This window comes from Paracoccus methylovorus, assembly GCF_016919705.1.
In the GTDB taxonomy this organism is placed as follows: Bacteria; Pseudomonadota; Alphaproteobacteria; order Rhodobacterales; family Rhodobacteraceae; genus Paracoccus; species Paracoccus methylovorus.
Genome location: NZ_CP070368.1, coordinates 1,160,193 through 1,186,679, shown reverse-complemented (window position 1 = coordinate 1,186,679; position 26,487 = coordinate 1,160,193). Strand labels below are relative to the sequence as shown.

Below are 26,487 nucleotides of genomic sequence, written 5' to 3'. Positions count from 1 at the left end.
CCGCAGACATGACCCAGGCCGATTTTCTGAAATCCCCTTTTCCCGCCCCCCGCGAGCTGGCCGACGGCCCGCCCGAGGGACCCGCACGGTTTTTCAACCGCGAGATCAGTTGGCTCGCCTTTAACTGGCGCGTGCTGGATGAGGCGCGCAACCCCCGCGTCCCGCTGCTTGAGCGGCTGCGATTTCTGTCGATTTCGGCCACCAATCTGGACGAATTCTATACTGTGCGGGTCGCCGGCCTGCGCGAATTGGTGCGCGAGGGCAATACGAACCTTTCCGACGACGGGCTGACCCCGGCCGAGCAGCTTGGGCTGGTCAACGCCGATGCCCGCCGGCTGATGAGTGCGCAACAGGCGGTCTGGAACGGTCTGCGCCGCGAGATCGAGCAAGCCGATATCACCATCCTGTCCCGCTCGCGCGTGACCCGCGCGGAAGAGGAATTCCTGCGCCGTCATTTCATGGACCAGGTGTTTCCGGTGCTGTCGCCGCTGGCCATCGACCCGGCCCATCCGTTCCCCTTTATCCCCAATACCGGTTTTTCGCTGGCGCTGGAGCTGGCGCGCGAAAGCGACGGGCGGCGGATGCAGGCATTGCTGCCCATCCCCCAGCAGATCGCCCGGTTCATCCCGTTGCCGGGCGGCAAGCGGTTCCTGCGGCTGGAAGACCTGCTGATGATGCACCTGCCCAGCCTGTTTCCCGGCTATCGCGACATCGGCCATTGCGCCTTTCGCGTGCTGCGCGACAGCGATCTGGAGGTCGAGGACGAGGCCGAGGATCTGGTGCGCGAATTCGAGACGGCGTTGAAGCGCCGCAGGCGGGGTTCGGTTATCCGGCTCAAGATCACCGCCGGCGCGCCGGACCGGCTGCGCAAGGTCATCATGGAAGAGCTTGACGTCGACCCCGAGGAAGTGGTCGAGGTCGAGGGCCTTCTGGGCATGGCGGACCTGCGCGAACTGGTTCTGGACAGCCGCCGCGACCTGCAATGGCCCAGCTTCACCCCTCGGGTGCCCGAACGGGTGCAGGACCATGACGGCGACATGTTTGCGGCCATCCGGCAAAAGGACATGCTGCTGCACCACCCCTATGAGACCTTTGACATGGTGGTGCGGTTTCTGGCGCAGGCGGCGCGCGACCCCGATGTGCTGGCGATCAAGCAGACGCTTTACCGCACCTCTCGCGACAGTTCGATCGTGGATGCGCTGTGCGAGGCCGCCGAATCGGGCAAGTCCGTGACGGCACTGGTCGAGTTGAAGGCGCGTTTCGACGAGGCCGCCAACATCCGCCAGTCGCGGCGACTGGAACGCGCGGGCGCGCATGTCGTCTATGGTTTCATGCAATACAAGACCCATGCCAAGATCAGCGCGGTGGTGCGGCGCGAGGGCGATCAACTGGTGACCTATACCCATTTCGGCACCGGCAACTATCACCCGATCACCGCGCGCATCTATACCGACCTGTCACTGTTCACCTGCAATCCCGCGCTGGGGCGCGACGCGTCGAAAGTGTTCAACTTCCTGTCGGGTTACGTTCAGCCCGACGGGTTGGAGAATATCGCCATCTCGCCCATCGACCTCAAGGAACGGCTGTTGGAATTGATCGCGCGCGAGGCGGAATTCGCCCGCCGCGGCCGCCCGGCCGAGATCTGGGCAAAGATGAACAGCCTGATCGACAAGGACGTGATCGAGGCGCTTTATACCGCCAGTCAGGCGGGCGTCAGGATCAATCTGGTGATCCGCGGCATCTGCGGCCTGCGGCCCGGCATCGTCGGCCTGTCGGAAAACATCCGGGTGAAATCCATCGTCGGGCGCTTTCTGGAACATTCGCGCATCGTCTGTTTCGGCAACGGACAGGGCCTGCCTTCGAAAAAGGCGCGGGTGTTCATCAGCTCGGCCGACTGGATGGGACGCAACCTGACGCGCCGGGTCGAGGCGCTGGTGGAATGCTTCAACGAGACGGTAAAGGCCCAGATCACCAGTCAGGTCATGGCCGCGAACATGGCGGATGAGGCGCAGAGTTGGCTTTTGCAGCCCGATGGGCGTTATTTGCGCTATTTGCCTGCCGGGCGGGACGATCTGTTTTCCTGTCACAAGTTCTTCATGGAAAACCCCTCATTGTCGGGGCGTGGCACGGCGGGTGCCCGCGACGTTCCGGCGCTGATGCACTCGACGGATTGACGCAAGCGGTCAATTGCACCATCCAAAGCACGTGCGCCCGGCGTAGTAACGGAATCGAGAGGCACCGATGAACGGCATTGTGACCGCAAGCGGAGAAACCATCGAACCCTTCGGACGCTCGCTGTTCGAACGTGCCTCGGAACGGGCGCTGAGCCGGGTTGGCGTGGTCGATGTCGGATCGAACTCGATCCGCATGGTGGTGTTTGACGGCGCGGCGCGTTCGCCGGCTTATTTCTATAACGAAAAGGTCATGGCAGGGCTGGGGCAGGGGCTGGCCGCAACCGGCCGGCTTAACCCCGATGGCGTGCGCCGGGGTATGGCCGCCCTGCGGCGCTTTTCCGTTCTGGCCGACAGCATGGGCATCAAGACCCTGACCTGCGTTGCCACCGCCGCCGTGCGCGAGGCCGAGGACGGCCCCGCCTTTCGCAAGGCGGTCGAGAAGGAGACCGGGCTGAAGCTTTTGGTCATCCGGGGCGAGGAAGAGGCGCGGCTGTCCGCGCAGGGCGTGCTTTTGGGTTGGCCGGACGCCAAGGGGCTGGTCTGCGACATCGGCGGCAGTTCGATGGAACTGGCCGAGGTGACGGACGGCAAGGTGGGGCGCCGCATCTCGACGCCGCTGGGTCCGTTCCGGCTGCAACAGGTCAAGGGCGGCGCATCGGGGCTGCGCAACCATATCCGGGACGCCATCGAAGTAGCGGCAGAGCGGTTGGGGCGCGGACATGAACAGATCTATCTGGTCGGCGGCTCGTGGCGGGCCATCGCGCGGTTGGATATGGAGCGCGCCAGATATCCCATGACCGTCCTGCACGAATACCGCATGACGCCTCAGGCCGTCACGGATACGGTGAAATGGATCGGCAACAAGACAGTGTCCGAGATGCGGGCGATGACCGGCATCTCGCAAAGCCGGATGGAGCTGGTGCCGCTGGCCAGTCTGGTGCTGCGGCAGTTGGTGCAAAGCTTGCAGCCGAAATCGCTGGCGGTTTCTTCCTATGGCATTCGCGAAGGGCTGCTTTACGAGCACATGCCGACCGGGCTGCGGTCGCGCGATCCGCTGATCGAGGCCGCGCGCTTTGCCGAACGGCAGATGGCGCGGATGCCGGGTTTCGGCAAGAAACTTTATCAGTTTCTGGAGCCGCTGTTCGGCGATCAGCCGCCCGATCGCGACCGGCTGGTCAAGGCCGCCTGCCTGTTGCATGACACGACCTGGCGCACCCATCCCGAGTATCGCGCCGATGCCTGTTTCGATAATGTGACGCGCGCCAATATGGCGGCGCTGTCCCATCCAGAGCGGGTGTTTCTGGGCCTGTCGCTTTTGCACCGCTACAAAAACAGCCGCTCCAATTCCCCGATGGCGCCGCTGTTCGGGCTGCTGTCCGACAAGGAGATCCGCGAGGCGGAGGTGCTGGGCAAGGCGCTGCGCTTTGGTGCCATGTTCTCGGTCAAGGACCCGGCCGAGGCGGGCACCCTGAACCTGCAGCGCAAGAAGAATCAGCTTGAGTTGAAGCTGACCAAGACCGGGCGTGCGCTGATGGGCGAGGTGGCCGAGGCGCGCTTTCGCTCTCTTGCCGAGGCTATGGGGGTCACGCCTGTCGTGACCGGGGGCTGAGCCCCTTCGCCCATAAATGGAAATACTATCTGAACAGACAACTATCCCGCGCAGATCGCTTGTGGCATTTCCTTGTGCACGGGCGGCGTCGATCCTTTTGTGTTTTTACCAGAGTATCCGGTTTCAGATCGACGCCCCCGCATCTTGCCACTGAGGACCCCGCGAACGCGGCGCGGTCAGGCCCCCCAAGTCCTTTCCAATACGTTCAGCCAGTTCTTGCAGGCGATCTTTTCGACCAGTTCACGGCCATAGCCATGCGCCTGCATGGCTTGCAGCAGGTTCTGCAAGGCCGAAGCATCGGCAAGATCCGCCGGCATGTCCGCACCGTCGAAATCCGAGCCAAGCGCCACGCCGTCTTCGCCCAGAAATGTAAGCAGATGGTCAAGATGGCGCAGCATGATCTCGAATCCATGCATCGGGTCGCGGCGGCCTTCGGGATGCAGAAAGCCCACCGCGAAATTCAGCCCGACCAGCCCGCGCGATTCGGCGATGACCTGCAACTGCCGGTCGGTGAGGTTGCGGGAACTGGGGGCTATGGCATGGGCACAGCTATGACTGGCGACCAGCGGTGCGTCCGACAGCGCAGCCACGTCGTCAAAACCTTGTTCATTCAGGTGCGACAGGTCCAGCATGATGCGCAACTGATTGCATTCGCGCACCAAAGCCTTGCCCTGATCGGTCAGCCCCGGCCCGGTGTCGGGCGAGGATGGGAAGGCAAAGGGGACGCCGTGGCCATAGCGGGTCGGCCGGGACCAGACCGGCCCGACCGAGCGCAGGCCCATCGCGTGCCAGACATGTAGTGCATCCAGATCGGGAATGGGCTCGGCGCCCTCGATATGCAGGATGGCGGCGATTCGATCCTCGGCTATCGTCGTGCGCAACTCGGCGGCGGTCTTGCAGATGCTCAGCGCGCCGCTGCGCTCCATCGCCATCAACTGTCCTGCCTGGGCCAGCGCATGGGGCAGGGCCTCGGTGGCCGGCACTTCGGGCGGCAAGGGCAGGGCAAAGGGCGGGTTCTTCTTGAGCATCGCCGCCAGCGAGTCGTCGGGACCGGGCGGAGAGGGCGTCCAGATCGCAAAGAAACCGCCCCCGAAGCCGCCGGCCCGCATGCGCGGCAGATCCAGATGGCCGCTGCCGTCCCCCTTTAGCCAAAGCCGGTCGCGCTCGGATCCCGCAGCCACCATCCGCTGCAGGAAATCGTTGTGACCGTCGAAGACCGGAATCATGCCATATCCTTTCGCTGAGGTGCCGCCACCATGGCGCGGACGGAAAACCGCTGCAACCTTGCGCGCTTCGCCGTAAACTGGTGACTAGTGCCAGGCAAGGAGGAACCCAGCCCATGACCCATATCGACAAGGAATTCACCGGCCAGACCGTGATCTGCACCTTCGAGGTGACGCCCGGAACGGCGCATGACGTGCTGGATGCGCTGAACGACGCCTACGATCAGGTCATCCGCCACCAGCCGGGCTATGTCTCGGGCGCGATCCACCTGAACGATGCCCAGACCCGTATCTGCAGCTATTCGCAATGGCGCGACCGACGCGATTATCAGGCCATGCTGCGCAGCTCCGAGATGCGCACCCGCAACCGTGCCATCAACGCCATGTGCCGCCATTTCGAGCCGGTGATGTACGAGGTGGTCGATACCTGGAAGACCTGATGCAGAAAGCCGATGCTGCGACTGCAAAAAGCCGTGCATTGCGCCCGCTTCGTCCCTAGTCTGGCATAAAACAATCGGGCGATCGCCGGAACGGAGGGGCTTATGGCAGGACGGATCATCACTGTTGCCCAGCAAAAGGGCGGCTCGGGCAAGACCACGATTGCGGTCAATCTGGCGGTGGCCTTGCGCGGGCAGGGCCATTCGGTCGCGTTGCTGGATACCGATCCGCAGGGCAGCATGGGGCGCTGGTTTCTGGAACGGCTGGAACGGCGCGGCGAGGATGAGGCGCTGGAGTTCACCACCTCATCCGCATGGGGGGCCAGCTACGAATCCGACAAGCTGAAGAAGCGCTTTGATTTCGTCATCATCGACACGCCGCCCAAGATCGACAGCGACCTGCGTCCGGCGCTGCGCGTGGCCGATCTGGTGCTGGTGCCCGTGGCGACCAGCCATGTCGATCTGTGGGCGACTGAAGGGGTTCTGGATCTGGCGCGGCGCGAGAAATGCGACACGCTGATTGTGTTGAACCGCACCCGTTCCCATGCCCGCCTGACCGGCGAGGTGGCCCAGGGCGCCGCCGCACTGGGGGCCGAGGTGGCCGCCGCGCAGCTTGCCAATCGCGTGGCCTATGCTGAGGCTTTTGGGCAGGGGCTTGGGGCGGGCGAAACCGCACGCAATGCCACCGCCCGGGCCGAGGTCGAGGCCCTGATGCAAGAGGTGCTTTCCGCATTGGGCTGACCATGACCTGCGGAAATCCGCCGATCTTGCGCGGCTTACGAAACCAACCGCCGCCTCGCGGGTTGTCCGGCAGGATGTCCAGACTCATGAGGTCAAGATGAAACTGTCCCTTTCCCTTGCCATTCTGGCAACGCCGTTTGCGCTGGCTGCCTGCACGCCGGAAGCCCCGCCCCCCGAAGAGCCCATCGTCTCAATTGCCGATCCCTGTGGTGCTGCGCGTTATAGCCATCTGGTTGGCCAGACCTCGCCCACGATCTCGGTTCCCGAAGGGCAGATGTATCGCATCGTACGCAAGGATGGGCCGATGACGATGGATCTGAATCAGGAACGCCTGACCTTTATCGTCGACAGCCGCGGCAAACTGCTTTCGGTCAGTTGCAACTGACCGCGGGCGCGGCGGTTCCGATCACGCCGCACCCTAGCTGTGGCGGCGTGACCGCTTGTTGCCGCCACGCTGCCCGGCCCGTCCTGCGGTCGAGCGCCCCGAGGATTTGACTGCCGCTTCCGCCGCTTCTTCGATGGCGGATTGCCGGGCAAGCGGGTCGTCCGCAATGGCCAGCTCCACGGCCTCCAGCCGTTTGACCTCGTCGCGCAGGCGTGCGGCCTCTTCGAACTCCAGATTCTCGGCGGCCTTGCGCATCTGTGTCCTGAGCGCGTCCAGATGCGCGGCCAGATTGGCCCCGACCAGCGGTTTGTCCACCTTGGTGGTGATGCGCGCCTGATCCGTATCGCCCTGCCACAGCCCGGCCAGAACGTCCTCGACATTCTTGCGCACCGTCTGCGGCGTGATGCCATGCGCCTCGTTATAGGCGATCTGTTTCAGGCGCCGGCGATCAGTTTCGGCCATGGCGCGTTCCATGCTGCCGGTGATGCGGTCGGCATACATGATCACCCGGCCCTCGGCGTTGCGTGCCGCACGGCCAATGGTCTGGATGAGTGAGGTCGCGCTGCGCAGGAACCCCTCTTTGTCGGCATCAAGGATCGCCACCAGCCCGCATTCAGGAATATCAAGCCCCTCGCGCAAAAGGTTGATCCCCACCAACACGTCGAAAGTGCCCAGCCGAAGGTCGCGCAGGATCTCGATGCGCTCAATCGTGTCGATATCACTGTGCATGTAGCGCACGCGGATGCCCTGTTCGTGCAGGTATTCGGTCAGGTCCTCGGCCATGCGCTTGGTCAGGGTGGTGACAAGCGTGCGATACCCTTCGGCAGAGACCTTGCGCACCTCGTCCAGCAGGTCGTCCACCTGCATCTCGACCGGCCGGATCTCGACCTGCGGGTCCAGCAGGCCGGTGGGGCGGATCACCTGTTCGGTGAAGACGCCGCCGGTCTGGTCCATCTCCCATTGCGCGGGGGTGGCGCTGACAAAGACCGATTGCGGGCGCATGCTGTCCCATTCCTCGAACTTCAGCGGACGGTTATCCATGCAACTGGGCAGGCGGAAACCGTGCTCGGCCAGCGTGAACTTACGCCGAAAGTCGCCGCGATACATGCCGCCGATTTGCGGAACCGATACGTGGGATTCATCCGCGAAAACAATGGCGTTATCCGGGATAAACTCGAAAAGTGTCGGGGGTGGCTCGCCCGGGGCTCGCCCGGTCAGATAGCGGGAATAGTTCTCGATACCGTTGCAAACCCCAGCAGCTTCAAGCATTTCCAAGTCAAAGTTCGTGCGTTGTTCAAGTCGTTGGGCCTCCAGTAGCTTGCCTTCGTCGGTCAATTGCTTGAGCCGAACCTGAAGTTCAGCGCGTATCCCCTTGATTGCCTGCTGCAAAGTCGGGCGCGGGGTGACGTAGTGGCTGTTCGCATAGATGCGGATCTGCTTGAAACTGTCGGATTTGGCGCCGGTCAGTGGATCGAATTCGGTAATGGATTCAAGCTCATTCCCGAAGAAATCAAAGCGCCATGCCCGGTCTTCAAGGTGCGCGGGCCAGACCTCGACCACATCTCCGCGCACGCGAAAGCCGCCGCGCTGAAAGGCGGCGTCAAGCCGGCGGTATTGCTGCGCCACCAGTTCGGCCAGGAATTCGCGCTGGTCATAATGCTGGCCGACCACCATGTCCTGGGTCATGGCCGAATAGGTTTCGACCGAACCGATACCGTAGATGCAGGAAACCGAGGCGACGATGATCACGTCATCGCGTTCCAGCAGGGCCCGGGTGGCCGAGTGGCGCATCCGGTCGATGGCTTCGTTGATCTGCGATTCCTTTTCGATATAGGTATCGCTGCGGGCAACATAAGCTTCGGGCTGGTAGTAGTCGTAATAGCTGACGAAATATTCGACGGCGTTTTCGGGAAAGAAGCCCTTGAACTCGCCGTAAAGCTGGGCGGCCAGCGTCTTGTTCGGCGCAAGGATGATGGCCGGGCGCTGCGTCGCCTCGATCACCTTGGCCATGGTGAAGGTCTTGCCGGTGCCGGTGGCCCCAAGCAGCACCTGATCGCGCTCGCCTTCCACGATCCCCTTGGCCAGTTCGGTGATGGCGGTGGGCTGGTCGCCCGCGGGCTGGAATTCGGAATGCAGGATGAAACGCCTGCCGCCTTCCAGCTTGGGCCGCGCCACCTCGGGAAAGCGTGCGACGGGGGCGTTGGTGTTGTTGTGGCCCATGGTTTCACCTTTGTTCCTGCCTGGGTCAATCTGGCGCATTCGCGCCCCAATGCAAGCCCGGCAAGGGAATATGCGCCATGCAGGGACGACAATACGGCCTGCACAGCGAGAAATCGCGCGACATGCATCTTGATCGCCCGCCCCGGTTCGGGGATAAGGCGACAAGCAAGAACAGAGGGTTCCCGCCATGCGTGTCCGCATCTACAAGCCCGCCCGCAACGCCATGCAGTCCGGCACGGCCCGCACCAAGAATTGGGTGCTGGTGTTTCCGCCTGCCGACGCGCGCGAGATTGACCCGCTGATGGGCTGGACCAGCAGCGACGATACCCAAAGCCAGATCCGCCTGCACTTTGAAACCCGCAAGCAGGCCGAGGATTACGCCCGCGAGAACGGGCTGGACTATGAGGTGTTCGAGCCGCACACCCGCGCCCCCAACATCCGCCCCCGCGGCTATGGCGAGAATTTCGCCAACGACCGTCGCGCCCCCTGGACGCATTGACCTTTGTAAATCGGGCGAAAGTTAGTGCCAGCTCGGGATAGTTTTGGCAGGATTCGGGGCATAGCTTTGTCAACTTGCTGATTTTTCCGGGGTCGGATTTCCGGCCCCGTCTTATTATTTGCCAGATCGGCCTAACCGCACGATTCGACCGCGCCAAGGAATATCAGCCATGACCCCCGCCTATCTCGTCACCCATTCCGGCGGCTTTCATGCAGATGAGGTCTTTTCAACCGTTATCCTGACACGGCTTTTCCCGCAGGCGCAGCTGATCCGCAGCCGTGCAGCGGAATGGATCACCCCCGGTCCCGACCGCATCATCTATGACGTCGGCGGCGCCTATGATGCCGATGCGGGGATCTTCGACCACCACCAGCGCGGCGCGCCCCTGCGCGATGATGGTCAGCCCTTCAGCTCTTTCGGGCTGATCTGGTGTCACTTCGGCCGCGACTACCTGATAGCTTCCGGCGTCCCGTCCGAGCATATCGAAGCGGTCCACGCGTCGTTTGATGCGAGGTTCGTCCTGCCGATCGACCTGCTGGACAACGGCGCGCTCAGCCCGGCCAGCGCCGGACCGCTGCTCACCAGCATGCTCCTGCCCGAGTTGATCGAGAGCCTGAAGCCGGTCTTCGACGATACCGCGTCGGGTGCTGACGACAGCGCGTTCCAGACCGCCCTGACCATCGCCCGCGCCTTCGTCGAGGCTCGCATAGCCCGCAGTGCCGCTAAGCTGCGCGCGGAAGCCATCGTTCTTGAGGCCATTGCCAAAGCGGGCGATAGCCGCATCCTTGAGCTGCCCATGGGCATGCCCTTCCGCCCTGCCGTGGTAAAGGCCGGGGCGGATCACCTGTGGTTCGTCATCAGCCCGCGCGGCAGCGATTGGGTAATCGGTGGTATCCGCAAATCCGAGGAAGGCTTCGAACAACGCGCCGACCTGCCAGCCTTATGGGCTGGACTGACCGGCATGGCGCTTGAGGAAGCATCTGGCGTCAAGGGGGCCCTTTTCTGCCACAACGGCCGCTTCATCGCCACCGCCGCAACCCGAGACGCAGCGCTGGAAATGGCCGGGATCGCCGTGAAGGAAGCAGAATTGGCGGAAGCTGGTTCTGTGTGATGATGTGAAAATGAAATGAAGGCTGCGCAAACGGCAGAGGCTGTACAAAACTCCAATTTCAAGAATCTGCGAAGAACAATTTCCGCAGAAATCCGCGATAACCGCCACTCGGTATCTTCATCCAAGCGGCGGCGAGCGCAGTTAGCGGACATAGCTAGACCGGTTCCGCCTCTGCGCGAACTGGGATGACGCCGCATTCGACGATGCCGACCCCATCGACGAAACCCGAAAACCGAAAACTGGATCCTATCCGCTTGCGGGAGGAGCGAAGCAATCGTAGCCTCCGAGTGGATTTCCTGTTCTGGTGTGGGTGGTTATGTTCAATGCCGGGGTCGCGAAGAAAGCGAGGATGGAGAAGATTCTCCATGACGCGAAGCGCAATCCCCGCGAGGACCTTGCGACCTCTTCTCTCTTCGGAGTGCTGCGGCTTCTGACACCCAAGGCGAGGCAGGGCGACAATGGCAGCAGATTCAACTCTCGCGACCTGGATCTCTGGGCTTACGCCGGCAGGTCACCTTGGACTTCTCACGCCCGGGAAAGCCGACAGACAACGGCTCTATCGAGGCATTCAACAGCAAGCTGAGGTCCGAATGCCTGAACGCCCACTGGTTCATGAGCCTTGCGGACGCGGTCGAAAAGCTGGAGGATTGGCGGAGACGCTACAATGACGATGACCCACAGCGCCATCGGCTACAACGTCCCGAGGACGCTGCACTTTCCTGGCGGTGTCACCAGCCCGCCGCCATGACCAAAGTCGAAAAACTCCGGCTTCAGGCAGTCCAAAATCGGTAGGCAGGGCAAGGCTACTGATGCACTGCACTGCCCTGCGCTGTGGTTTTACGTTTGGCAGCCCTCCTACCTGCCGAACCGCACAACCAGGACGCACGGCGGCGATGCGAATTAGCTGGCCCGCCCGATGAAGGGCGGGCGATATTCGGAAACGATATTGATAAAAGCCGCCGTCGGCCTCAGGCGTCGATGAATTCGCGCACGAAGGGTGTCGCGGGGCGCGCGCGGATGTCCTGCGGACGACCGACCTGCTCGATCCGGCCCATGGACATCACCACCACCAGATCGGCCAGTTCCATCGCCTCGTCCTGATCGTGAGTGACGAAGACCGTCGTCAGCCCGGTGGTGTCGTGGATTTCGCGCAGGCCCTGACGCAGCTCTTTGCGGACGCGGGCGTCGAGCGCGCCGAAGGGTTCGTCAAGCAGCAGCATGCGCGGCTCGATCGCCAGGGCTCGGGCCAGCGCCACGCGTTGCCGCTGTCCACCCGAAAGCTGACTGGGAAAGCGCGAGGCGATCTGCGGCAGTTGGATCAGCTCAAGCAGCTTGGTCACGCGACGGTCGATCTCAGCTCTGTTGGGACGGGTGCGGCGGGCGCGGGCGCGCAGACCATAGGCGATGTTCTCGAACACGGTCATATGCCGAAACAGCGCATAGCTTTGGAAGACAAAGCCGGCGCGGCGCTCTTGCACGGAAAGCCCGGTCGCGTCCTGCCCGTCGAAAAGCACCCGGCCCGAGGTTGGGAACTCAAGCCCCCCGAGAATGCGCAAAAGCGTGGTCTTGCCCGATCCCGAAGGACCCAAAAGCGCCACCAGCGCGCCCGAGGGGATGGCAAGGCTGACCGGATGCAGTGCGGCGGTCGAACCGAAACTCTTGGCGATTTCGTCAATTTCGATATGCATGGGACACCTCAATAGCGGCGGGTTGCGGCAAGCTGGTCGGCGTGACGCCATTCCAGCGCGGACTTGAGCGCCAGCGTCAGCAGCCCCAGCAAGGCCAGAACGGCGGCCAGGCTGAAGGCCGCGACCGAAAGATATTCGTTGTAGAGCATCTCGATGGTGATCGGCATGGTGGCGGTCTGGCCCCGGATCTTGCCCGAAACCACGGCCACCGCGCCGAATTCGCCCATGGCGCGGGCGTTGCAAAGCAGCACGCCGTAAAGCAGCGCCCATTTGATGTTGGGCAGGGTCACGGTGCGAAACACCCGCCAACCCGAGGCGCCCAGCGTCAGGGCCGCCTCTTCCTCGGCGCGGCCCTGTTCGATCATCACCGGGATAAGTTCGCGGGCGACAAAGGGAAAGGTGACGAAGATCGAGGCAAGCACGATCCCCGGCAGGGCAAAGATGATCGGAAAGCCGCTGGCCACCAGCCAGCCGCCAAGCAGGCTGTTGGTGCCGAACAACAGCACCAGCGCCAGACCCGCCACCACCGGCGAGATGGAAAAGGGCAGGTCGATCAGCGTGATCAGGAACGCCTTGCCGCGGAAATCGAACTTGGTGATCGTCCAGGCGGCGGCGATGCCGAAGATGGCGTTCAGTGGGACGGTGATCGCCGCGACCAGCAGCGTCAGGCGGATCGCCGAGGTCGCCTCGGGCTTGGCCAGCGAGGCGACGGCGTAGGCCGCGCCGCGCGCCAGGGCCTCTGTAAAGACCACGGCCAGCGGAGCGACGACCAGAATGGCAAGTCCGAACATCGCCAGGGCGATCAGGAGGAGGCGGGTGAGCCGGCTTTCCTCGGTCACCGGACGCCATGTCGGGGGCTTGTCGGCGGGGGAAAGCAACGGTTCCTGCAATGAAGTGTCAAACATGGCCGATCCTCCGCCGACTCCAGATCTGGATCAGGTTGATCACCAGAAGCATGCTGAATGAGATCAGCAGCATGGCGATGCCGATGGCCGCCGCGCCGTCATAGTCGAATTCCTCAAGCTTGATGACGATCAGCAGCGGCGCGATCTCGGTCTTGAGCGGCAGGTTGCCGGCGATGAAGATGACCGAGCCGTATTCGCCGACTGCGCGCGCCAGCGACAGCGCGAAACCCGTCAGCGCGGCGGGCATCAGCATGGGCAGGATCACCCGGTACAGGGTATAGAACCGGCCGGCGCCAAGCGTGGCCGAGGCTTCCTCGACCTCCTGCTCGATCTCGGCGATCACGGGTTGCACGGTGCGGGTGACAAAGGGCAGGCCGACAAAGATCAGCGCGATCAGGATGCCCCATTGCGTATAGGCGATCTTGCCGCCGAAATCCTTGGCGATGCTGCCAAAAAGCCCGTTTGGCGCGTAAAGCGCGGTCAGGGCGATCCCCGCCACGGCCGTCGGCAAGGCAAAGGGCAGATCGACCAGCGCATCGACCAGACGCCGGCCCGGAAACTCATAGCGCGCCAGCACCCAGGCCAGCAGCGTGCCGAAGACCAGGTTGAACAGCGCCGCGAAAAGCGACAGCCGGAAGGACAGGTACAGCGCCGCCCAGACGCGGGGCGTGTTGATGGTGGTCCAGACCGCCTCGGGGCCATAGCTGATGCCCCGGGCGAGAAGCGCGCCGACCGGCAGGATGACGATCAGCGACAGCATGGTCAGCGTAATTCCCATGCCGAGCGCAAAGCCCGGCATGGGGGATTTCTGCAAGCGAAGCGCAAGCGCCATCGATTAGTTCCCCGAATAGATCTGGTCGAATGTGCCGCCGTTGCCGAAATGCTCGGGCTGAGCCTGCTTCCAGCCGCCGAAATCAGCGATGGTGACCAGATCCAGCTCGGGGAAGCGCGCAACGTCGTCGGGATTGGCGGCACTGGTATCCCAGGCGCGGTAGAAGTGTTTGAAGGCCAGTGCCTGCCCTTCGGGCGAATAGAGGAAGGCCAGATAGCCATCGGCCAGTGCCTTTTGCTCTTCATCGGCGATGTTCTTGTCCACCACCGCGACCGGCGGTTCGGCCAGGATCGAAACCGAGGGCACGACGATGTCGAACTGATCCTCTCCCAATTCGTTCAGCGCCAGATAGGCTTCGTTTTCCCAAGCGAGCAGCACATCGCCGATTCCGCGCTGGGTGAAAGTGGTGGTCGAGCCGCGCGCGCCGCTGTCAAGAACCGGAACGTGTTTGAACAATTCGGTCACAAAGGTCTTGGGGTCCTGATCGTTCTTTTGCGCCCATGCCCATGCGGCAAGATAGTTCCAGCGCGCCCCGCCCGAGGTCTTGGGGTTAGGCGTGATCACCTCGACCCCTTCCTTGACCAGATCGCCCCAGTCCTGAATGCCCTTGGGATTGCCCTCGCGCACCAGGAAGACGATGGTCGAGGTATAAGGCGAACTGTTGTGCGGCAGGCGGGACTGCCAATCCTCGGGCAAAAGACCCTTGGCGGCGATCTCGTCTATGTCCGAAGCCAGCGCCAGCGTCACCACCTGCGCCCTGAGCCCATCGATCACCGAGCGTGCCTGCGCACCCGAGCCGCCGTGCGAGGCCTCGATGGTCGGGGCCGCATGTCCGTCGGCTTGCCATTTCGCGGCGAAGGCGGCGTTGACGTCCCGGTAAAGCTCTCGCGTCGGGTCATAGCTGACGTTCAGCAGCGTGTTTTCGGCATGGACCTGACCAGCCATGCCCAGCCCGGCCACAGTGACCATCATCGCCACGGCGCGCCGCACCGAAAAGCCCATGCAGCGATCCCAGAAGTTGGGGTTCAGCGGATATCCGGTCATGCGCTTGGTGCCATCCTCGACCGTGATGCGACCGCCGGAATGGCGGCGAACCACGCGGCCATGGGCCAGTTGGCTGTCGGTCACGCGAATGGTGCGGATCATGATGCCTTGTCCTCCTTGCGGCTTTCTCATGTCCGTAATTACGACAGAGTTTATCGTTTATTTCAAGAAAAAAGGCGTGTTCTCCCATCGTTTTTAATATTATTATTTATCAATATGTTAATTCCTTAGTTATAATTTTCACAGCCGGCATGTGTAAACGGCGCACCGTGCCTCTGGACGATCTGCAAGCCTTTTGATGCACCCGAAACTTGGGTGGCGTCCGATGGTGAATATGCTGAGTCCGGGTCTGAACGCTTGCCGCGGCGCGGAAAATCCGGTTTTCTGCCCCGCATCAGAAAAGGATGGGCACATGGGTGAAAAGACGATGGTGTCGGTGGCCGAACTGGGCCGGATGGTCGAATCGATTTTCATGCGCGCCGGGTTCAACGCCCAGCAGGCCGACGCAATCACCCGCATCATCACCGCGGCCGAACGCGACGGCGCAAAATCCCATGGTGTTTACCGGATCGAGGGGTGCCTGCGCACCTTGGCGGCCGGCAAGGTGTCGCCCGATGCGCGGCCCGAACTGATCGACGAAGGCAGCGCCGTAATCCGCGTTGCCGCGGACGGCGGCTTTTCCCCCGCCGCCTTTGATCTTGGATTGCCGGCACTGGCCGCGCGGGCCGAAAAGCTGGGGTTGGCGGCCTTGGTCATCAATGACTGCGTGCATTATTCCGCGCTTTGGCCCGAGGTCGAGGCGCTGACGGCGCGTGGTCTTGCCGGTCTGGCGATGTGCCCCAGCTATGCCACCGTGGCCCCGGCGGGCGGCGCGCAGCCGCTGTTGGGCACCAACCCCCTGGCCTTTGGCTGGCCGAGGGCTGAGGGTGCGGCCTATGTCTTTGACTTCGCCACTTCGGCAGTTGCGCGTGGCGAGATCGAACTGCTGGCACGCGCCAATGAGCCGCTGCCCGAGGGCTGGGCGCTGGATGCCGATGGCCGCGCCACGACAGATGCTGAGGCGGGGCTTTCCGGTGCCCTGCTGCCATTTGGCGGGCACAAGGGCTCGGCCATCTCGACGATGATCGAACTGCTGGCCGGTGTGATGATCGGCGACCTGACCAGTCGGGATGCGCTGGATGAGTTGGGCACGCTGAGCCTTGCCCCGAAACATGGCGAGTTGATCCTGGCCTTTTCGCCCTCGCGTTTTGCTGCCGGTCGGCCGGGCGATCCGCTGGCGCGGGCTGAGGTGCTGTTCGAGGCCATTTTGGGGCAGGGCGCGCGTCTGCCCGGCCAACGCCGCTTTGCCGCCCGCGCGCGATCCGAGGCCGAGGGCATCGCGCTGGACGCCGATGAGCTGGCGCTGCTTGACCGTTTCCAGCGCGAGGGGCTGGCGGCGCTGGGTTAGATCGGGGTCCAGTTCTGCTCGACCACCGCCTCCATCGAGACATAGCTGGTGGTGGCGTGAATATTCGGCAGGGCCGAGATGCGTTCGGCCATGATGCGGCGATAGTCCGCCATGTCATGTGAGCGCACCTTGAGAAGATAGTCGAAACCGCCGGCGATCATATAGCATTCCTCGACCTCGGCGATGGCGCGCACGGCGGCGTTGAACTGCTCCAGCGCCTTTTGCCGGGTATCCGACAGCCGTACCTCGACATAGGTCACATGCGTCAGCCCCAACCTGACGGGCGACAGGATCGCGCGATAGCCGGTGATCAGCCCCATCTCCTCCATCTGCTTGATGCGCAGGGCGACCGGGGTCTTGGACAAGCCGACCTTGCGTGCCAGTTCCGTGATCGGAATCCGCGCATTGGCCACCAGTTCGTGCAGGATTTTGCGGTTTGTGGCGTCCAGCTCTTCCATGGTCCAAATCTGGGCTGAATTTCGTGATGATCGTCTGGGCTTCTGCCATATTATGGTCACATGGTCTATTCAATTCCCGCTATCACGGCTCTGCTTCGCAGGAGAACGCCATGCCCGTCACGCCCCTTTCCGCCCTTGATCTGGATGCCAAATTTCAGCCCGAAGGCCCGCTGCTGGAGCGCCTGATCGCCCAGGCCGCGCTGACCCCACAAGCCCGGGCCGCCATCACTGCCCGCGCTGCCGATCTGGTGCGCCGCATCCGGGCCGAGGCCAAGCCCACCCTGATGGAACATTTCCTGTCGGAATACGGTCTTTCGACCCGCGAAGGCGTGGCGCTGATGTGTCTGGCCGAGGCGATGCTGCGCGTGCCCGACCGGCAGACCATCGACGCGCTGATCGAGGACAAGATCGCCCCCTCGGACTGGGGTAAGCATCTGGGCGAGGCGTCCTCGTCCCTGGTCAACGCCTCGACCTGGGCCTTGATGCTGACCGGCAAGGTGCTGGACGACGATCAGGGCGGCGTTGCCGGCACCCTGCGCGGTGCCATCAAGCGGTTGGGCGAGCCGGTGATCCGTGCCGCCGTGGGACGCGCGATGAAAGAGATGGGCCGGCAGTTCGTGCTGGGCGAGACGATCCAGAAGGCGCTGGAGCGCGCGAAGGTCCGCGAGGCGCAGGGCTTTACCTACAGCTATGATATGCTGGGCGAGGCAGCGATGACCGGGGCGGATGCCGCGCGCTATGCCCGCGACTATTCCGATGCCATCGCGGCGATCGCGAAAGCCTGCGACAAGGGCTCGGTGCAAATGAACCCCGGGATCTCGATCAAGCTTTCGGCGCTGCACCCCCGCTATGAGGTGGCGCAGGAAACCCGCGTCATGGCCGAACTGGTGCCCGTGGTCCTGTCGCTGGCACGGCAGGCCAAGGCTGCCGGCATGGGCATGAATATCGATGCCGAAGAGCAGGACCGGCTGGTCATCTCGCTGAAGGTGATCGAGGCGGTGCTGGCAGATCCCTCGCTTGCCGGTTGGGATGGGTTCGGCGTGGTCGTGCAGGCCTATGGCAAGCGCGCCGGGCCGGTCATCGACTGGCTTTATGAACTGGCAAGCCGCCTTGACCGCAAGATCATGGTACGGCTGGTCAAGGGCGCTTATTGGGATACCGAGATCAAGCGCGCGCAGGTCGAGGGTTTCCCCGGTTTTCCGCTGTTCACCGCCAAGGTGGCCACCGATGTCAGCTATATCGCTCATGCCCGCAAGCTGATCGGCTATGCCGACCGGATCTATCCGCAATTCGCCACCCATAACGCCCAGACCGTCTCGGCCATTCTGGAGATGGTGGGCGGCATTGAATTCGAATTCCAGCGCCTGCATGGCATGGGCGAGCGCCTGCATGATATCGTGCTGCGCGATCACAACAGCCGTTGCCGCATCTATGCGCCCGTCGGCGCGCATCGCGACCTGCTGGCCTATCTGGTCCGCCGTCTGCTTGAGAACGGCGCGAATTCGTCCTTCGTGCATCAGATCGTGGACGAGGGCGTCAGCCCCGAAGAGGTTGCCCGCGATCCCTTCGAGGCGTTGGCCGAGGCACGGCCCCCCGCCGGTCTGGCCACGCCGGATGCCGTTTTCGGCGAGGGTCGGCGCAATTCGCAGGGCTTCGACCTGAGCGATGAGGCAACGCTTTCGCGTATCGAGGCTGCCCGCGGCGTCGAGGTGCCGGATGCGGTGCCGCTGACCGTCTCGCCTCCCTCGGGGCAGCGCGTGCCGGTCAGGAACCCCGCGACCGCAGAGATTGTCGCCCATGTGACCGAGGCGGATGCCGAAACAGTCGCCCGCGCCATGGACGACGCCCGCAACTGGGATGCGCCCGCCGCCGAACGCGCCGCCGTATTGCGCCGCGCTGCCGATCTTTACGAGGCGCATTTCGGCGTGATCTTCGCGACGCTGGCCCGCGAGGGCGGAAAGACCCTGCCCGATTGCGTGGGTGAGTTGCGCGAGGCAGTTGATTTCCTGCGCTATTACGCGGCTGAGGGTGACGGCGCGACCGGCAAGCCACGCGGTCTGATCGCAGCCATCAGCCCGTGGAACTTTCCGCTGGCGATCTTTACCGGCCAGATCGCGGCCGCGCTGATGGCGGGTAATGCCGTGCTGGCGAAACCGGCCGAGCAGACGCCGCTGATCGCCGCCATTGCCGTTCGGCTGCTGCATGAGGCAGGTGTGCCGGCTGCGGCGCTGCAACTGCTGCCGGGGCAGGGCGGCACTGTTGGCGCGGCCCTGACCACTGACGCGCGGATCAAGGGCGTGGTCTTTACCGGCTCGACCGAAACCGCGCAGACCATCGCCCGCGCCATGGCCGAGCATATGGCGCCCGGAACGCCTCTGATCGCCGAAACCGGTGGGTTGAATGCGATGATCGTCGATTCGACCGCGCTGCCGGAACAGGCGGTGCGCGATATCATGGCCTCCAGCTTCCGCTCGGCGGGGCAGCGTTGTTCGGCCTTGCGCTGCCTTTACGTGCAAGAGGATATCGCGCCGCACCTGATCGCCATGATCAAGGGCGCGATGGACGAGTTGCGCGTGGGCGACCCCTGGCAGCTTTCGACCGATGTCGGTCCAGTGATCGATGCCGAGGCGCAACAGGGCATCGACACCTATCTGGAGACCAAGGCAAACCATATCCTGCACCGGGTCTGGGCACCAAAGCAGGGTCATTTCGTCCCGCCCGTCCTGTTGCGCGTGGACGGAATCGACGATCTGGAACGCGAGGTCTTTGGCCCGGTTCTGCATGTCGCGACCTTCCGCGCGGGCGAACTGAACCGTGTGATCGACAATATCAACGCGCGCGGTTTTGGCCTGACCTTCGGCCTGCACACTCGCATCGATTCGCGGGTGCAAGAGGTGACGGACGCTATTCACGCCGGCAATATTTACGTCAACCGCAACCAGATCGGCGCGGTGGTCGGCTCGCAACCCTTCGGCGGCGAGGGGCTGTCGGGCACCGGACCGAAGGCGGGTGGGCCGCTTTATCTGCCGCGCTTTTTCGCACCCGAGCCGGTATCTGCGGGCGAGGGAAGTGACGGTGAGGTTGACCTGCGCGGGTTGACCGCTGCTCTGCGCGGTGCCACCGAAACCAGCCTCGACGACCGGCTGATGCCCGGTCCTACGGGTGAACTGAACCGGTTGAGCCTGCGTTCCCGCCCACCGCTTCTTTGCCTTGGACCGGGCGTTGAGGCCACGCGCGCCCAGATCTCAGTAGTCGAGGCCATGGGGGGCAAGGCTGTCGGGGTGGAAGGGCAACTTTCCCCCGAGGCACTGGAATCGCTGTCAGGGTTCTCGGCGGTGCTGTGGTGGGGCGATGCGTCGCGGGGCAGGGCCTATGCGCGGGTTCTGGCGGCTCGGCAGGGGCCGATTGTGCCGCTGATCTGCGCGCATCCCGATCTGGCCCATATCGCGCATGAGCGGCACCTTTGCGTGGATACAACTGCTGCAGGCGGCAATGCGGCATTGCTGGCCGGCTGAAGCCGGTTCCGGCACCCCGGGCACCCCGGGCGGCATGGGTCGCTGCCTGCCAGTCCGGGGCGGGTCGCCCCGCATTTCGCCGCAACTCTGTTCTGGGTTCGGTGCCAGTCGCGGACTTTATGCTGCCGCGTGGCGTGGTCCGGCGGTTGCGCCCCAATGCCCTCCGCATAGGTGGGGCTATCGCAAATAGCTCTTATTGCGGTTGCCGAAGACCTGCTGGGCTGGGTGATGTCTTATGCAGAAGCTTTGGGGATTGGGGCATCCGGGCGCGACCCCGCTGGAAAATCCGTCCTCTGCTTGGGCGGCAAGTTAGCGGCACCGTCATGATGCGTGGATCGAACCCCTACTGTCGGTATAGAGCCGGCAGGGGCAACTATCGCATCATCGCCAGCCAGGCGTGAATTGCCGCCAGAGATTCGGGTTCGTCCAGAAAGGGAACATGCGCGCGATCCGGAACCTCGGCCAGGATCATATCCGGGCGTCGGCGCTGCATCTCTGTTGCGGTTTGATGCGACAACAGGTCGGAATTTGCCCCGCGTATCAACGCCAATGGCAGTTCATGCGCGGTGTCGAACAATGGCCACAGATCGACCTCGGGCCCGTCGAAGGCTGCGAGGAACGCTTCGCGCAGGGCGGGGTCATAGTTGATGCGCAGACCCTCAGCCGATTCGATATAATGATGGCGCGCCTCTTCCAGCCAGCGACTTGCAGGCACATTGGCAAAACCAGGCATCGCGGCGGGCAGGCGCTGTGCCAGTTGCTCATGGCTTTTTGCGGCCGGGTTTCGGCCAACGTAATCAAAGATCCGTTCCAGCCCACTGCGCTGCAATGCCGGGCCGACGTCGTTCAGGCACAGGCCCAGCATCCTGTCGCGTGCCGTCGCGGCCAGCAACATGCCGATGATTCCACCGCGCGACGTGCCCAAGACCGCTGCTTGTGAGATGCCCAGATGATCCAGAAGCGCCAGCACATCCCGCGCTTCCTGCGGAACCGTATAGCTGTCAGCGCCGGTCCAGTCCGAATTGCCACGACCGCGATAATCCGGCCGGATGAGGCGCAGGTTCGGCAGATGCGGCGCCAGATAATCGAAATCTTGACCGGTCCGGGTCAGCCCCGGCAGGGCAAGGATGGGCAGCCCTTCACCTTCGTCGCGATAGGCCAGCCGGCTTCCATCCTCGGCTTGGAAAAAGCCAAGCGACATCAGAGGTTTTCCGGCTGCGGCATGCCCAATACGTGATAGCCGCCATCGACAAGCACGATTTCGCCTGTGGTGCAGGCGCCCCAGTCCGAGCACAGCCAGACAGCCGTGCCACCGATTGCCTCCAGCGTGGCGTTCTCGCGCAGCGGCGCGTTCGCCTCGGTGTGGCGATAGGTCTTGCGGGCCCCGCCGATGGCTGCCCCAGCAAGGGTTTTCATCGGGCCGGGGCTGATGGCGTTGACGCGAATTTTCTCGGGTCCAAGGTCGTTCGCCAGATAGCGGACAGATGATTCCAATGCAGCTTTTGCCACCCCCATGACGTTATAGAACGGTGTGACCCGGTTGGAGCCGCCATATGTCAGCGTGATGATCGAGCCGCCATTCATCATCAAAGGCTGCGCCCGCCGGGCCAAGTCGATCAGCGAGTAGCACGAAATCGTCAAGGAGTTCTTAAAGTTATCGCGGGTCGTATTGATAAAACGTCCAGTCAGCTCGGATTTGTCAGAAAACGCGACGGCATGGACCAGAAAATCCAGCCCCCCCCAGCGCGATTCGATATCCGCAAAGGCGCGATCAAGCGACTTGTCGTCGAGCACATCGACGTCCATCAGGAAGTCGGATCCCAATGACTGCGCCAGCGGCTCGACGCGTTTTCCGAAAGCCTCGCCCTGATAGGTAAAGGCCAGTTCCGCCCCTTCGCCAGCCAGCGCCCGGGCGATACCCCAAGCGATAGAACGGTCATTCGCGACCCCCATTACCAGGCCACGCTTGCCTTTCATCAATTCGCCCATGGCTTAACCTTTTCTTGGTTTATTCGCGGTATTTCGACAGAAGCAGCGTGGCGTTGGTTCCGCCAAACCCGAAACTGTTGGAAAGGATGCTATCGAAATCGACATTATCCACACGTGAAAGTGCAATCTCTTCGGGCCGGATCTCGGGGTCGAGTTCGGTGACATTGGCCGAGGCGGCGATGAAGCCATTCTGCATCATCAACAGCGAATAGATCGCCTCATGCGCGCCGGTCGCACCCAGTGAATGACCGGTCAGCGATTTGGTCGAGGAGACGGGCGGCACCGCACCCTCGCCAAAGACCCGCCGCAGGGCCTTGATCTCGCCCACATCGCCCACCGGGGTCGAGGTGCCATGCGCATTGACATAGCTGACGCGGCGGTTTTCGGGCAGCGTGGAAAGCGCCAGACGCATGGAGCGTTCTCCGCCCTCGCCCGAGGGGGCAACCATGTCGTAACCATCGCTGGTCGCGCCATAGCCGGTGACCTCGGCATAAATCCGGGCGCCGCGCGCCAGCGCGTGGTTCAGTTCTTCAAGAACCACCACGCCGCCGCCGCCGGCGATGACAAAACCGTCGCGGGTCGCATCAAAGGGGCGGGATGCGGTTTGGGGTGTGTCATTGTATTTAGACGACATGGCGCCCATCGCATCGAACAGGCAGGACAACGTCCAGTCCAGCTCCTCGCCGCCGCCGGCGAAGACGATGTCCTGTTTGCCCATCTGGATCAACTCGGTGCCGTTGCCGATGCAATGCGCCGAGGTCGAGCAAGCCGAGGTGATCGAATAATTCACGCCCTTGATCTTGAAAGGCGTGGCCAGACAGGCCGAATTGGTCGAGGACATGCAGCGCGTGACCATGAAGGGACCCATCCGCTTGGGCGCACCCTTCTCGATCACGATGCGATGCGCCTCGAACAGGTTCGCCGTCGATGGCCCGCCCGATCCCATGACCAGGCCGGAGCGTTCGTTCGAGACCTCGTCGGGTGTCAATCCCGCATCCTCGATCGCCTGCTGCATGGCGATGAAGTTATAGGCCGCGCCCGTACCCATGAAGCGCAGGTTGCGCTTGTCGATATGGTCTTCGAGCACGATCTGCGGCATGCCGTGGACCCGACTGCGAAAGCCGTGTTCGGCATATTCGGGGGCGAAGACGATACCTGAACGGCCTGCGCGCAGGCTATCGGTGACTTCTGCGGCATTGTTGCCGATGGGAGAGACGATGCCCAGCCCGGTGATGACGACACGGCGCATGGCGTGCTCCTTGTTCATGTGTCAGGCGGCCGACAAAGCCACTTTCATATCCTTGACCTCGTAGATGGTTTCGCCATCGGCCTCGACACGGCCGTCGGCGACGCCCATGGTCAGGCGGCGGGTTTGTATCGCTTTTGTGAAATCAACGAAATAACGCAGCATCTTGCGATCGGGGCGCACCATGCCGGTCAGCTTGACCTCGCCGACGCCAAGCGCATAGCCGCGCCCCTGCCAGCCGCGCCAGCCCAGATTGAAGCCGGTCAGTTGCCACAGCCCGTCCAGGCCCAAGCAGCCGGGCATGATCGGATTGCCGGGGAAGTGGCAGGAAAAGAACCACAGGTCGGGTTGGATGTCGAACTCGGCAACCACATGGCCCTTGCCATGCGGGCCGGCATCGCCCGAAATCTCGGTAATGCGGTCCATCATCAGCATGGGGGGCTCGGGCAGTTGGGCGTTTCCGGGGCCGAACAGCTCGCCACGGGCGCAGGCCAGCAAATCTTCCTTGTCAAAGCTGGTCCGTGTCATGGTCATGCGCGTATTTTCCCCTTGGTCCGACATTGTGTTATCTGTGATGGCGAGCGCGGGAGATACCCGCGCCAAACTTGCCTTCGGGTCTATCATTCCGTCGCGGCAGGGCGCAAGGGCGCAGGTTTTGCCGGTCGTTACATCCGATTGCCCGCAATCCCGCTGAAGGCGAAAATCTTGGGGGCATTTCGGTGTACTTTAAGGATGTCCCTTTGGGCTTGAAGGGCCCTTAACTCCGGTTGCCGTCGGCCAAGTGGAGGGGACAGGGACGGTATATTGGTGCGCCCCCGGATGAGGACGGCAGGATTATACTACGGGTTTCCTGTCCTCGTCCTTGCAGGTCGGGCTTAGCCTGCGCCGGAATAGGGGGCGAAACGCGCCTCTGCGGTGCTGGCGGCCAAGGGCCGTCCCACCATCGGAAAGGCGCGCTGCGGGCAGGCGGGGCGCTCGCAGACCTTGCAGCCCGGGCCGATCCTTGTGGCGATCCCGGGGTTTTTCAGATCAAGTCCGCGGCCATAGACCAGCCGGTCCGCGTGGGCCAGATCGCAGCCAAGCGCGACCGCAAAGGTCTTGACCGGGGCGCCAAAGCCGCCCTGACCGCTTTGCACCATGCGCGCAATCCACAGATAGCTGCGCCCGTCCGGCATCTGCGCGATTTGTCGCAGGATCTCGCCGGGCCGGGCGAAGGCCTCATAGATGTTCCAAAGCGGGCAGGAACCGCCGATGCGGCTGAAATGGAAATCGGTCGCCGATTGCCGCTTCGAGATGTTCCCGGCCCGATCGACCCGGATGAAAAAGAACGGCACGCCCCGCGCTTCCGCGCGTTGCAGGGTCGAGAGGCGGTGGCAGGTCGTCTCGAAACCGACGCCGAAGCGGCGTGCCAACAGCTCGATGTCATAATGTGCGGCCTCGGCGGCCGCCAGAAAGGCGCGATAGGGCAGGATCAGCGCACCGGCAAAATAGTTCGCCAGCCCAATCCGCAGCAACGTCCGCGCGTCGGTTGTCAGGTTGGGATCCTCCGAGAGCCGTGTGATTGTCTCGCCCTGTTCAAGAAAAGCCAGTTGGGTGGCGATCTGGAAGGCCATCTGGCCGGGGTTCAAATGCGCGGCAAGATGCAGGATACGCTCGCCCGGGTCATAGCGGCGCAGTGACTGGCCTCCTTGGGCGATCCGTATGCCATGGCGGCCGGCCAGCCTGTCGATCAGCCCTGCCGCCATCCGGCCGGGCGGCAGCGTATCCCCGATCGCCTCTGCCGTCGTGTCCAGTTCCAGCACATGGTTGCGCCGCTCATAGAACCAGTCGCGCACGGCCTCGAATGCGGCGGGGGAATGGCCCGGGGGTTGCGTGATATGCCCGGCCAGCAGATCGGCCCGATCCGCCGTCTCGCGCAGTCGCTGTTGCATGGCGATGATCGAGCGCGCCACCTCCGGCATGTTCGAGGCCAGTTCCCGCACCTCTGCCAGCGAAATCCCCGCCCCCTGATCGGCCAGCGCCGCGCGCAGTTCGGTGATCAACCGCGCCTCGTCAGCATCCGAGAAAAGCTGGACGTCCAGCCCGAAAGCGGCGTTCAGCTTTAGCAAAACCGGCACGGTCAGGGGGCGCGTGTTCTGCTCGATCTGGTTGAGATAGCTGGGGCTGATTTCCAGCGCACGGGCCAGCGCTGCCTGTGTCAGACCGCGTTCTTCCCGCAGCCGACGCAGGCGAACGCCGAGATAGGTCTTGCTCATCGTGTCTTCGCAATCTTCGCAATTTATAGGAAGTTCGTTTGCAATTCATCGCATTTTCAGTAGTTTATCAGGGTATTTCTCTTGTGAAAAGGTCGGGCGCGAATTCTGCTCGTTGATCCCGGCCATCGGCCACCAGCCGACGTTTCTGCGAGCGGCTGCGATATGGGTGGGCAAGTTGGGCCGGCCTTCCTAGCAAGATGCAACGGATATAGCGAAATCCCGCGCTTCCTGCGTCGGAGTAAAGCACCTGCCCGGATCGAGCGGCGGCAAGGGCGGAAGGACCCAATCATTCATGTCTCGGATCAAGTCGCAGCCTTATGAAAAGTCGTCAGTTCCTGCAGGCTTGGGGTGATCGGACTTGGCTGAGAGGAACTGGAGCGCAGGCCGGAGAAGATGGGCGTTTCACCAGCCCCTCGGATTGGAGACGATAGCAGACGCCGGCACCTTTCTGCCCGCTCAGGAATGCGTGCCAGAGTGCCGGCCCATGCCTTGAAGCTGATTTATGGGGTGGGATATTGTCACTTATGCAGCTTGAAGAGGCGAGCATGGCTCAGTCCGTGAAACTTCCCGATGCCATCATGCCCTGATCCGTCGTGAAGCTGATCCTTATAGTCGTTTCGGTGCAGGCCAGATCGCAGTAGACAAAAGATCGGACGGGCAATTGAGCATTCGGGCACTTATGCGGATGGCATATCGTACCCATCCGAGT

Annotated in this window: 21 protein-coding genes and 1 pseudogene; 10 read left to right on the top strand and 12 right to left on the bottom strand. The window is 63.0% G+C overall.

Annotation, left to right across the window (positions count from 1 at the left end; all coding sequences use genetic code 11):
- Positions 1-8: 8 nt before the first annotated feature.
- Together JWJ88_RS05950 and JWJ88_RS05945 are read left to right on the top strand one after the other, a co-directional pair.
- Complete coding sequence (locus JWJ88_RS05950) at positions 9-2,174, top strand: RNA degradosome polyphosphate kinase (protein WP_205293209.1); 2,166 nt, start codon at positions 9-11, stop codon at positions 2,172-2,174.
- A 67-nt stretch (positions 2,175-2,241) separates the two neighbouring features.
- Positions 2,242-3,783 (top strand): Ppx/GppA family phosphatase, encoded by a 1,542-nt coding sequence (locus JWJ88_RS05945; RefSeq protein ID WP_205293208.1) that lies wholly within the window; start codon positions 2,242-2,244, stop codon positions 3,781-3,783.
- A gap of 176 nt (positions 3,784-3,959) precedes the next feature.
- Here the strand turns inward: JWJ88_RS05945 and JWJ88_RS05940 are convergent, their stop codons facing one another.
- Positions 3,960-5,009, bottom strand: coding sequence for a dipeptidase (locus JWJ88_RS05940; RefSeq protein WP_205293207.1), 1,050 nt, complete (start codon positions 5,007-5,009; stop codon positions 3,960-3,962).
- Between the two features lie 113 nt (positions 5,010-5,122).
- On the opposite strand from JWJ88_RS05940, the gene JWJ88_RS05935 reads away from it, so the two are divergent.
- The 3 genes from JWJ88_RS05935 to JWJ88_RS05925 all read left to right on the top strand — a co-directional run bounded on the left by JWJ88_RS05935 (position 5,123) and on the right by JWJ88_RS05925 (position 6,569).
- The gene (locus tag JWJ88_RS05935) at positions 5,123-5,446 is read left to right on the top strand and encodes an antibiotic biosynthesis monooxygenase family protein (protein WP_205293206.1); all 324 of its coding nucleotides are present in this window, start codon (positions 5,123-5,125) and stop codon (positions 5,444-5,446) included.
- A 102-nt stretch (positions 5,447-5,548) separates the two neighbouring features.
- Positions 5,549-6,184 carry a ParA family partition ATPase gene (parA, locus tag JWJ88_RS05930; protein ID WP_205293205.1) on the top strand — a complete coding sequence of 212 codons (636 nt, stop codon included), beginning with the start codon at positions 5,549-5,551 and terminating at the stop codon, positions 6,182-6,184.
- Between the two features lie 97 nt (positions 6,185-6,281).
- Positions 6,282-6,569, top strand: coding sequence for an I78 family peptidase inhibitor (locus JWJ88_RS05925; protein ID WP_205293204.1), 288 nt, complete (start codon positions 6,282-6,284; stop codon positions 6,567-6,569).
- A gap of 33 nt (positions 6,570-6,602) precedes the next feature.
- Here the strand turns inward: JWJ88_RS05925 and uvrB are convergent, their stop codons facing one another.
- Complete coding sequence (gene uvrB / locus JWJ88_RS05920; protein WP_205293203.1) at positions 6,603-8,789, bottom strand: excinuclease ABC subunit UvrB; 2,187 nt, start codon at positions 8,787-8,789, stop codon at positions 6,603-6,605.
- A gap of 187 nt (positions 8,790-8,976) precedes the next feature.
- Here uvrB and JWJ88_RS05915 point away from each other — a divergent pair, with 187 nt between their 5' ends.
- The 3 genes and pseudogenes from JWJ88_RS05915 to JWJ88_RS05905 form a co-directional block, all read left to right on the top strand.
- Positions 8,977-9,288 (top strand): ETC complex I subunit, encoded by a 312-nt coding sequence (locus tag JWJ88_RS05915; protein WP_205293202.1) that lies wholly within the window; start codon positions 8,977-8,979, stop codon positions 9,286-9,288.
- 169 nt (positions 9,289-9,457) lie between these two features.
- Positions 9,458-10,399, top strand: coding sequence for an MYG1 family protein (locus JWJ88_RS05910; protein ID WP_205293201.1), 942 nt, complete (start codon positions 9,458-9,460; stop codon positions 10,397-10,399).
- 436 nt (positions 10,400-10,835) lie between these two features.
- Positions 10,836-11,147: pseudogene (locus JWJ88_RS05905) on the top strand (integrase core domain-containing protein); the annotation flags it as partial.
- 220 nt (positions 11,148-11,367) lie between these two features.
- Here JWJ88_RS05905 and JWJ88_RS05900 read toward each other — a convergent pair.
- Genes JWJ88_RS05900 through JWJ88_RS05885 form a run of 4 tightly spaced genes read right to left on the bottom strand, consistent with a single transcriptional unit; the run spans position 11,368 to position 14,970 of the window.
- Positions 11,368-12,087, bottom strand: coding sequence for a sulfate/molybdate ABC transporter ATP-binding protein (locus tag JWJ88_RS05900; RefSeq protein ID WP_205293200.1), 720 nt, complete (start codon positions 12,085-12,087; stop codon positions 11,368-11,370).
- A gap of 8 nt (positions 12,088-12,095) precedes the next feature.
- Positions 12,096-12,992, bottom strand: coding sequence for a sulfate ABC transporter permease subunit CysW (gene cysW / locus JWJ88_RS05895; protein ID WP_205293199.1), 897 nt, complete (start codon positions 12,990-12,992; stop codon positions 12,096-12,098).
- Entirely contained in the window at positions 12,985-13,824 is an 840-nt protein-coding gene (gene cysT, locus JWJ88_RS05890) for a sulfate ABC transporter permease subunit CysT (RefSeq protein ID WP_205293198.1), read from the bottom strand. The genes cysW and cysT overlap by 8 nt, the downstream gene beginning before the upstream one ends.
- A gap of 3 nt (positions 13,825-13,827) precedes the next feature.
- Positions 13,828-14,970, bottom strand: coding sequence for a sulfate ABC transporter substrate-binding protein (locus tag JWJ88_RS05885; protein ID WP_322983571.1), 1,143 nt, complete (start codon positions 14,968-14,970; stop codon positions 13,828-13,830).
- Positions 14,971-15,280: 310 nt separating this feature from the next.
- On the opposite strand from JWJ88_RS05885, the gene JWJ88_RS05880 reads away from it, so the two are divergent.
- Positions 15,281-16,315: an Ldh family oxidoreductase gene (locus JWJ88_RS05880; RefSeq protein ID WP_205293197.1), complete on the top strand. Its 1,035-nt coding sequence runs from the start codon at positions 15,281-15,283 to the stop codon at positions 16,313-16,315.
- Here the strand turns inward: JWJ88_RS05880 and JWJ88_RS05875 are convergent.
- Complete coding sequence (locus JWJ88_RS05875; protein WP_205293196.1) at positions 16,312-16,773, bottom strand: Lrp/AsnC family transcriptional regulator; 462 nt, start codon at positions 16,771-16,773, stop codon at positions 16,312-16,314. The two genes, JWJ88_RS05880 and JWJ88_RS05875, sit on opposite strands and share 4 nt — an antisense overlap.
- 110 nt (positions 16,774-16,883) lie before the next feature.
- On the opposite strand from JWJ88_RS05875, the gene putA reads away from it, so the two are divergent.
- Positions 16,884-20,288, top strand: coding sequence for a bifunctional proline dehydrogenase/L-glutamate gamma-semialdehyde dehydrogenase PutA (putA, locus tag JWJ88_RS05870; protein WP_205293195.1), 3,405 nt, complete (start codon positions 16,884-16,886; stop codon positions 20,286-20,288).
- A gap of 373 nt (positions 20,289-20,661) precedes the next feature.
- Here putA and JWJ88_RS05865 read toward each other — a convergent pair whose 3' ends face one another.
- The 5 genes from JWJ88_RS05865 to JWJ88_RS05845 all read right to left on the bottom strand — a co-directional run bounded on the left by JWJ88_RS05865 (position 20,662) and on the right by JWJ88_RS05845 (position 25,778).
- The gene (locus tag JWJ88_RS05865) at positions 20,662-21,489 is read right to left on the bottom strand and encodes an alpha/beta fold hydrolase (RefSeq protein WP_205293194.1); all 828 of its coding nucleotides are present in this window, start codon (positions 21,487-21,489) and stop codon (positions 20,662-20,664) included.
- Positions 21,489-22,277, bottom strand: coding sequence for an enoyl-ACP reductase FabI (locus JWJ88_RS05860; protein WP_205293193.1), 789 nt, complete (start codon positions 22,275-22,277; stop codon positions 21,489-21,491). The genes JWJ88_RS05865 and JWJ88_RS05860 overlap by 1 nt, the downstream gene beginning before the upstream one ends.
- 19 nt (positions 22,278-22,296) lie before the next feature.
- Positions 22,297-23,526: a beta-ketoacyl-ACP synthase I gene (gene fabB / locus JWJ88_RS05855; protein WP_205293192.1), complete on the bottom strand. Its 1,230-nt coding sequence runs from the start codon at positions 23,524-23,526 to the stop codon at positions 22,297-22,299.
- Between the two features lie 21 nt (positions 23,527-23,547).
- Positions 23,548-24,057: a bifunctional 3-hydroxydecanoyl-ACP dehydratase/trans-2-decenoyl-ACP isomerase gene (gene fabA / locus JWJ88_RS05850; RefSeq protein ID WP_205293191.1), complete on the bottom strand. Its 510-nt coding sequence runs from the start codon at positions 24,055-24,057 to the stop codon at positions 23,548-23,550.
- 341 nt (positions 24,058-24,398) lie between these two features.
- Entirely contained in the window at positions 24,399-25,778 is a 1,380-nt protein-coding gene (locus JWJ88_RS05845) for a short-chain fatty acyl-CoA regulator family protein (RefSeq protein WP_205293190.1), read from the bottom strand.
- Between the last annotated feature and the right edge of the window lie 709 nt (positions 25,779-26,487).

Bases quoted from the DNA above. Each gene is read 5' to 3' on its own strand.
- JWJ88_RS05950 (WP_205293209.1), top strand. From the start codon at position 9: ATGACCCAGGCCGATTTTCTGAAATCCCCTTTTCCCGCCCCCCGCGAG.
- JWJ88_RS05945 (WP_205293208.1), top strand. From the start codon at position 2,242: ATGAACGGCATTGTGACCGCAAGCGGAGAAACCATCGAACCCTTCGGA.
- JWJ88_RS05940 (WP_205293207.1), bottom strand. From the start codon at position 5,009: ATGATTCCGGTCTTCGACGGTCACAACGATTTCCTGCAGCGGATGGTG.
- JWJ88_RS05935 (WP_205293206.1), top strand. From the start codon at position 5,123: ATGACCCATATCGACAAGGAATTCACCGGCCAGACCGTGATCTGCACC.
- parA (WP_205293205.1), top strand. From the start codon at position 5,549: ATGGCAGGACGGATCATCACTGTTGCCCAGCAAAAGGGCGGCTCGGGC.
- JWJ88_RS05925 (WP_205293204.1), top strand. From the start codon at position 6,282: ATGAAACTGTCCCTTTCCCTTGCCATTCTGGCAACGCCGTTTGCGCTG.
- uvrB (WP_205293203.1), bottom strand. From the start codon at position 8,789: ATGGGCCACAACAACACCAACGCCCCCGTCGCACGCTTTCCCGAGGTG.
- JWJ88_RS05915 (WP_205293202.1), top strand. From the start codon at position 8,977: ATGCGTGTCCGCATCTACAAGCCCGCCCGCAACGCCATGCAGTCCGGC.
- JWJ88_RS05910 (WP_205293201.1), top strand. From the start codon at position 9,458: ATGACCCCCGCCTATCTCGTCACCCATTCCGGCGGCTTTCATGCAGAT.
- JWJ88_RS05900 (WP_205293200.1), bottom strand. From the start codon at position 12,087: ATGCATATCGAAATTGACGAAATCGCCAAGAGTTTCGGTTCGACCGCC.
- cysW (WP_205293199.1), bottom strand. From the start codon at position 12,992: ATGTTTGACACTTCATTGCAGGAACCGTTGCTTTCCCCCGCCGACAAG.
- cysT (WP_205293198.1), bottom strand. From the start codon at position 13,824: ATGGCGCTTGCGCTTCGCTTGCAGAAATCCCCCATGCCGGGCTTTGCG.
- JWJ88_RS05885 (WP_322983571.1), bottom strand. From the start codon at position 14,970: ATGATCCGCACCATTCGCGTGACCGACAGCCAACTGGCCCATGGCCGC.
- JWJ88_RS05880 (WP_205293197.1), top strand. From the start codon at position 15,281: ATGGGTGAAAAGACGATGGTGTCGGTGGCCGAACTGGGCCGGATGGTC.
- JWJ88_RS05875 (WP_205293196.1), bottom strand. From the start codon at position 16,773: ATGGAAGAGCTGGACGCCACAAACCGCAAAATCCTGCACGAACTGGTG.
- putA (WP_205293195.1), top strand. From the start codon at position 16,884: ATGCCCGTCACGCCCCTTTCCGCCCTTGATCTGGATGCCAAATTTCAG.
- JWJ88_RS05865 (WP_205293194.1), bottom strand. From the start codon at position 21,489: ATGTCGCTTGGCTTTTTCCAAGCCGAGGATGGAAGCCGGCTGGCCTAT.
- JWJ88_RS05860 (WP_205293193.1), bottom strand. From the start codon at position 22,277: ATGGGCGAATTGATGAAAGGCAAGCGTGGCCTGGTAATGGGGGTCGCG.
- fabB (WP_205293192.1), bottom strand. From the start codon at position 23,526: ATGCGCCGTGTCGTCATCACCGGGCTGGGCATCGTCTCTCCCATCGGC.
- fabA (WP_205293191.1), bottom strand. From the start codon at position 24,057: ATGACCATGACACGGACCAGCTTTGACAAGGAAGATTTGCTGGCCTGC.
- JWJ88_RS05845 (WP_205293190.1), bottom strand. From the start codon at position 25,778: ATGAGCAAGACCTATCTCGGCGTTCGCCTGCGTCGGCTGCGGGAAGAA.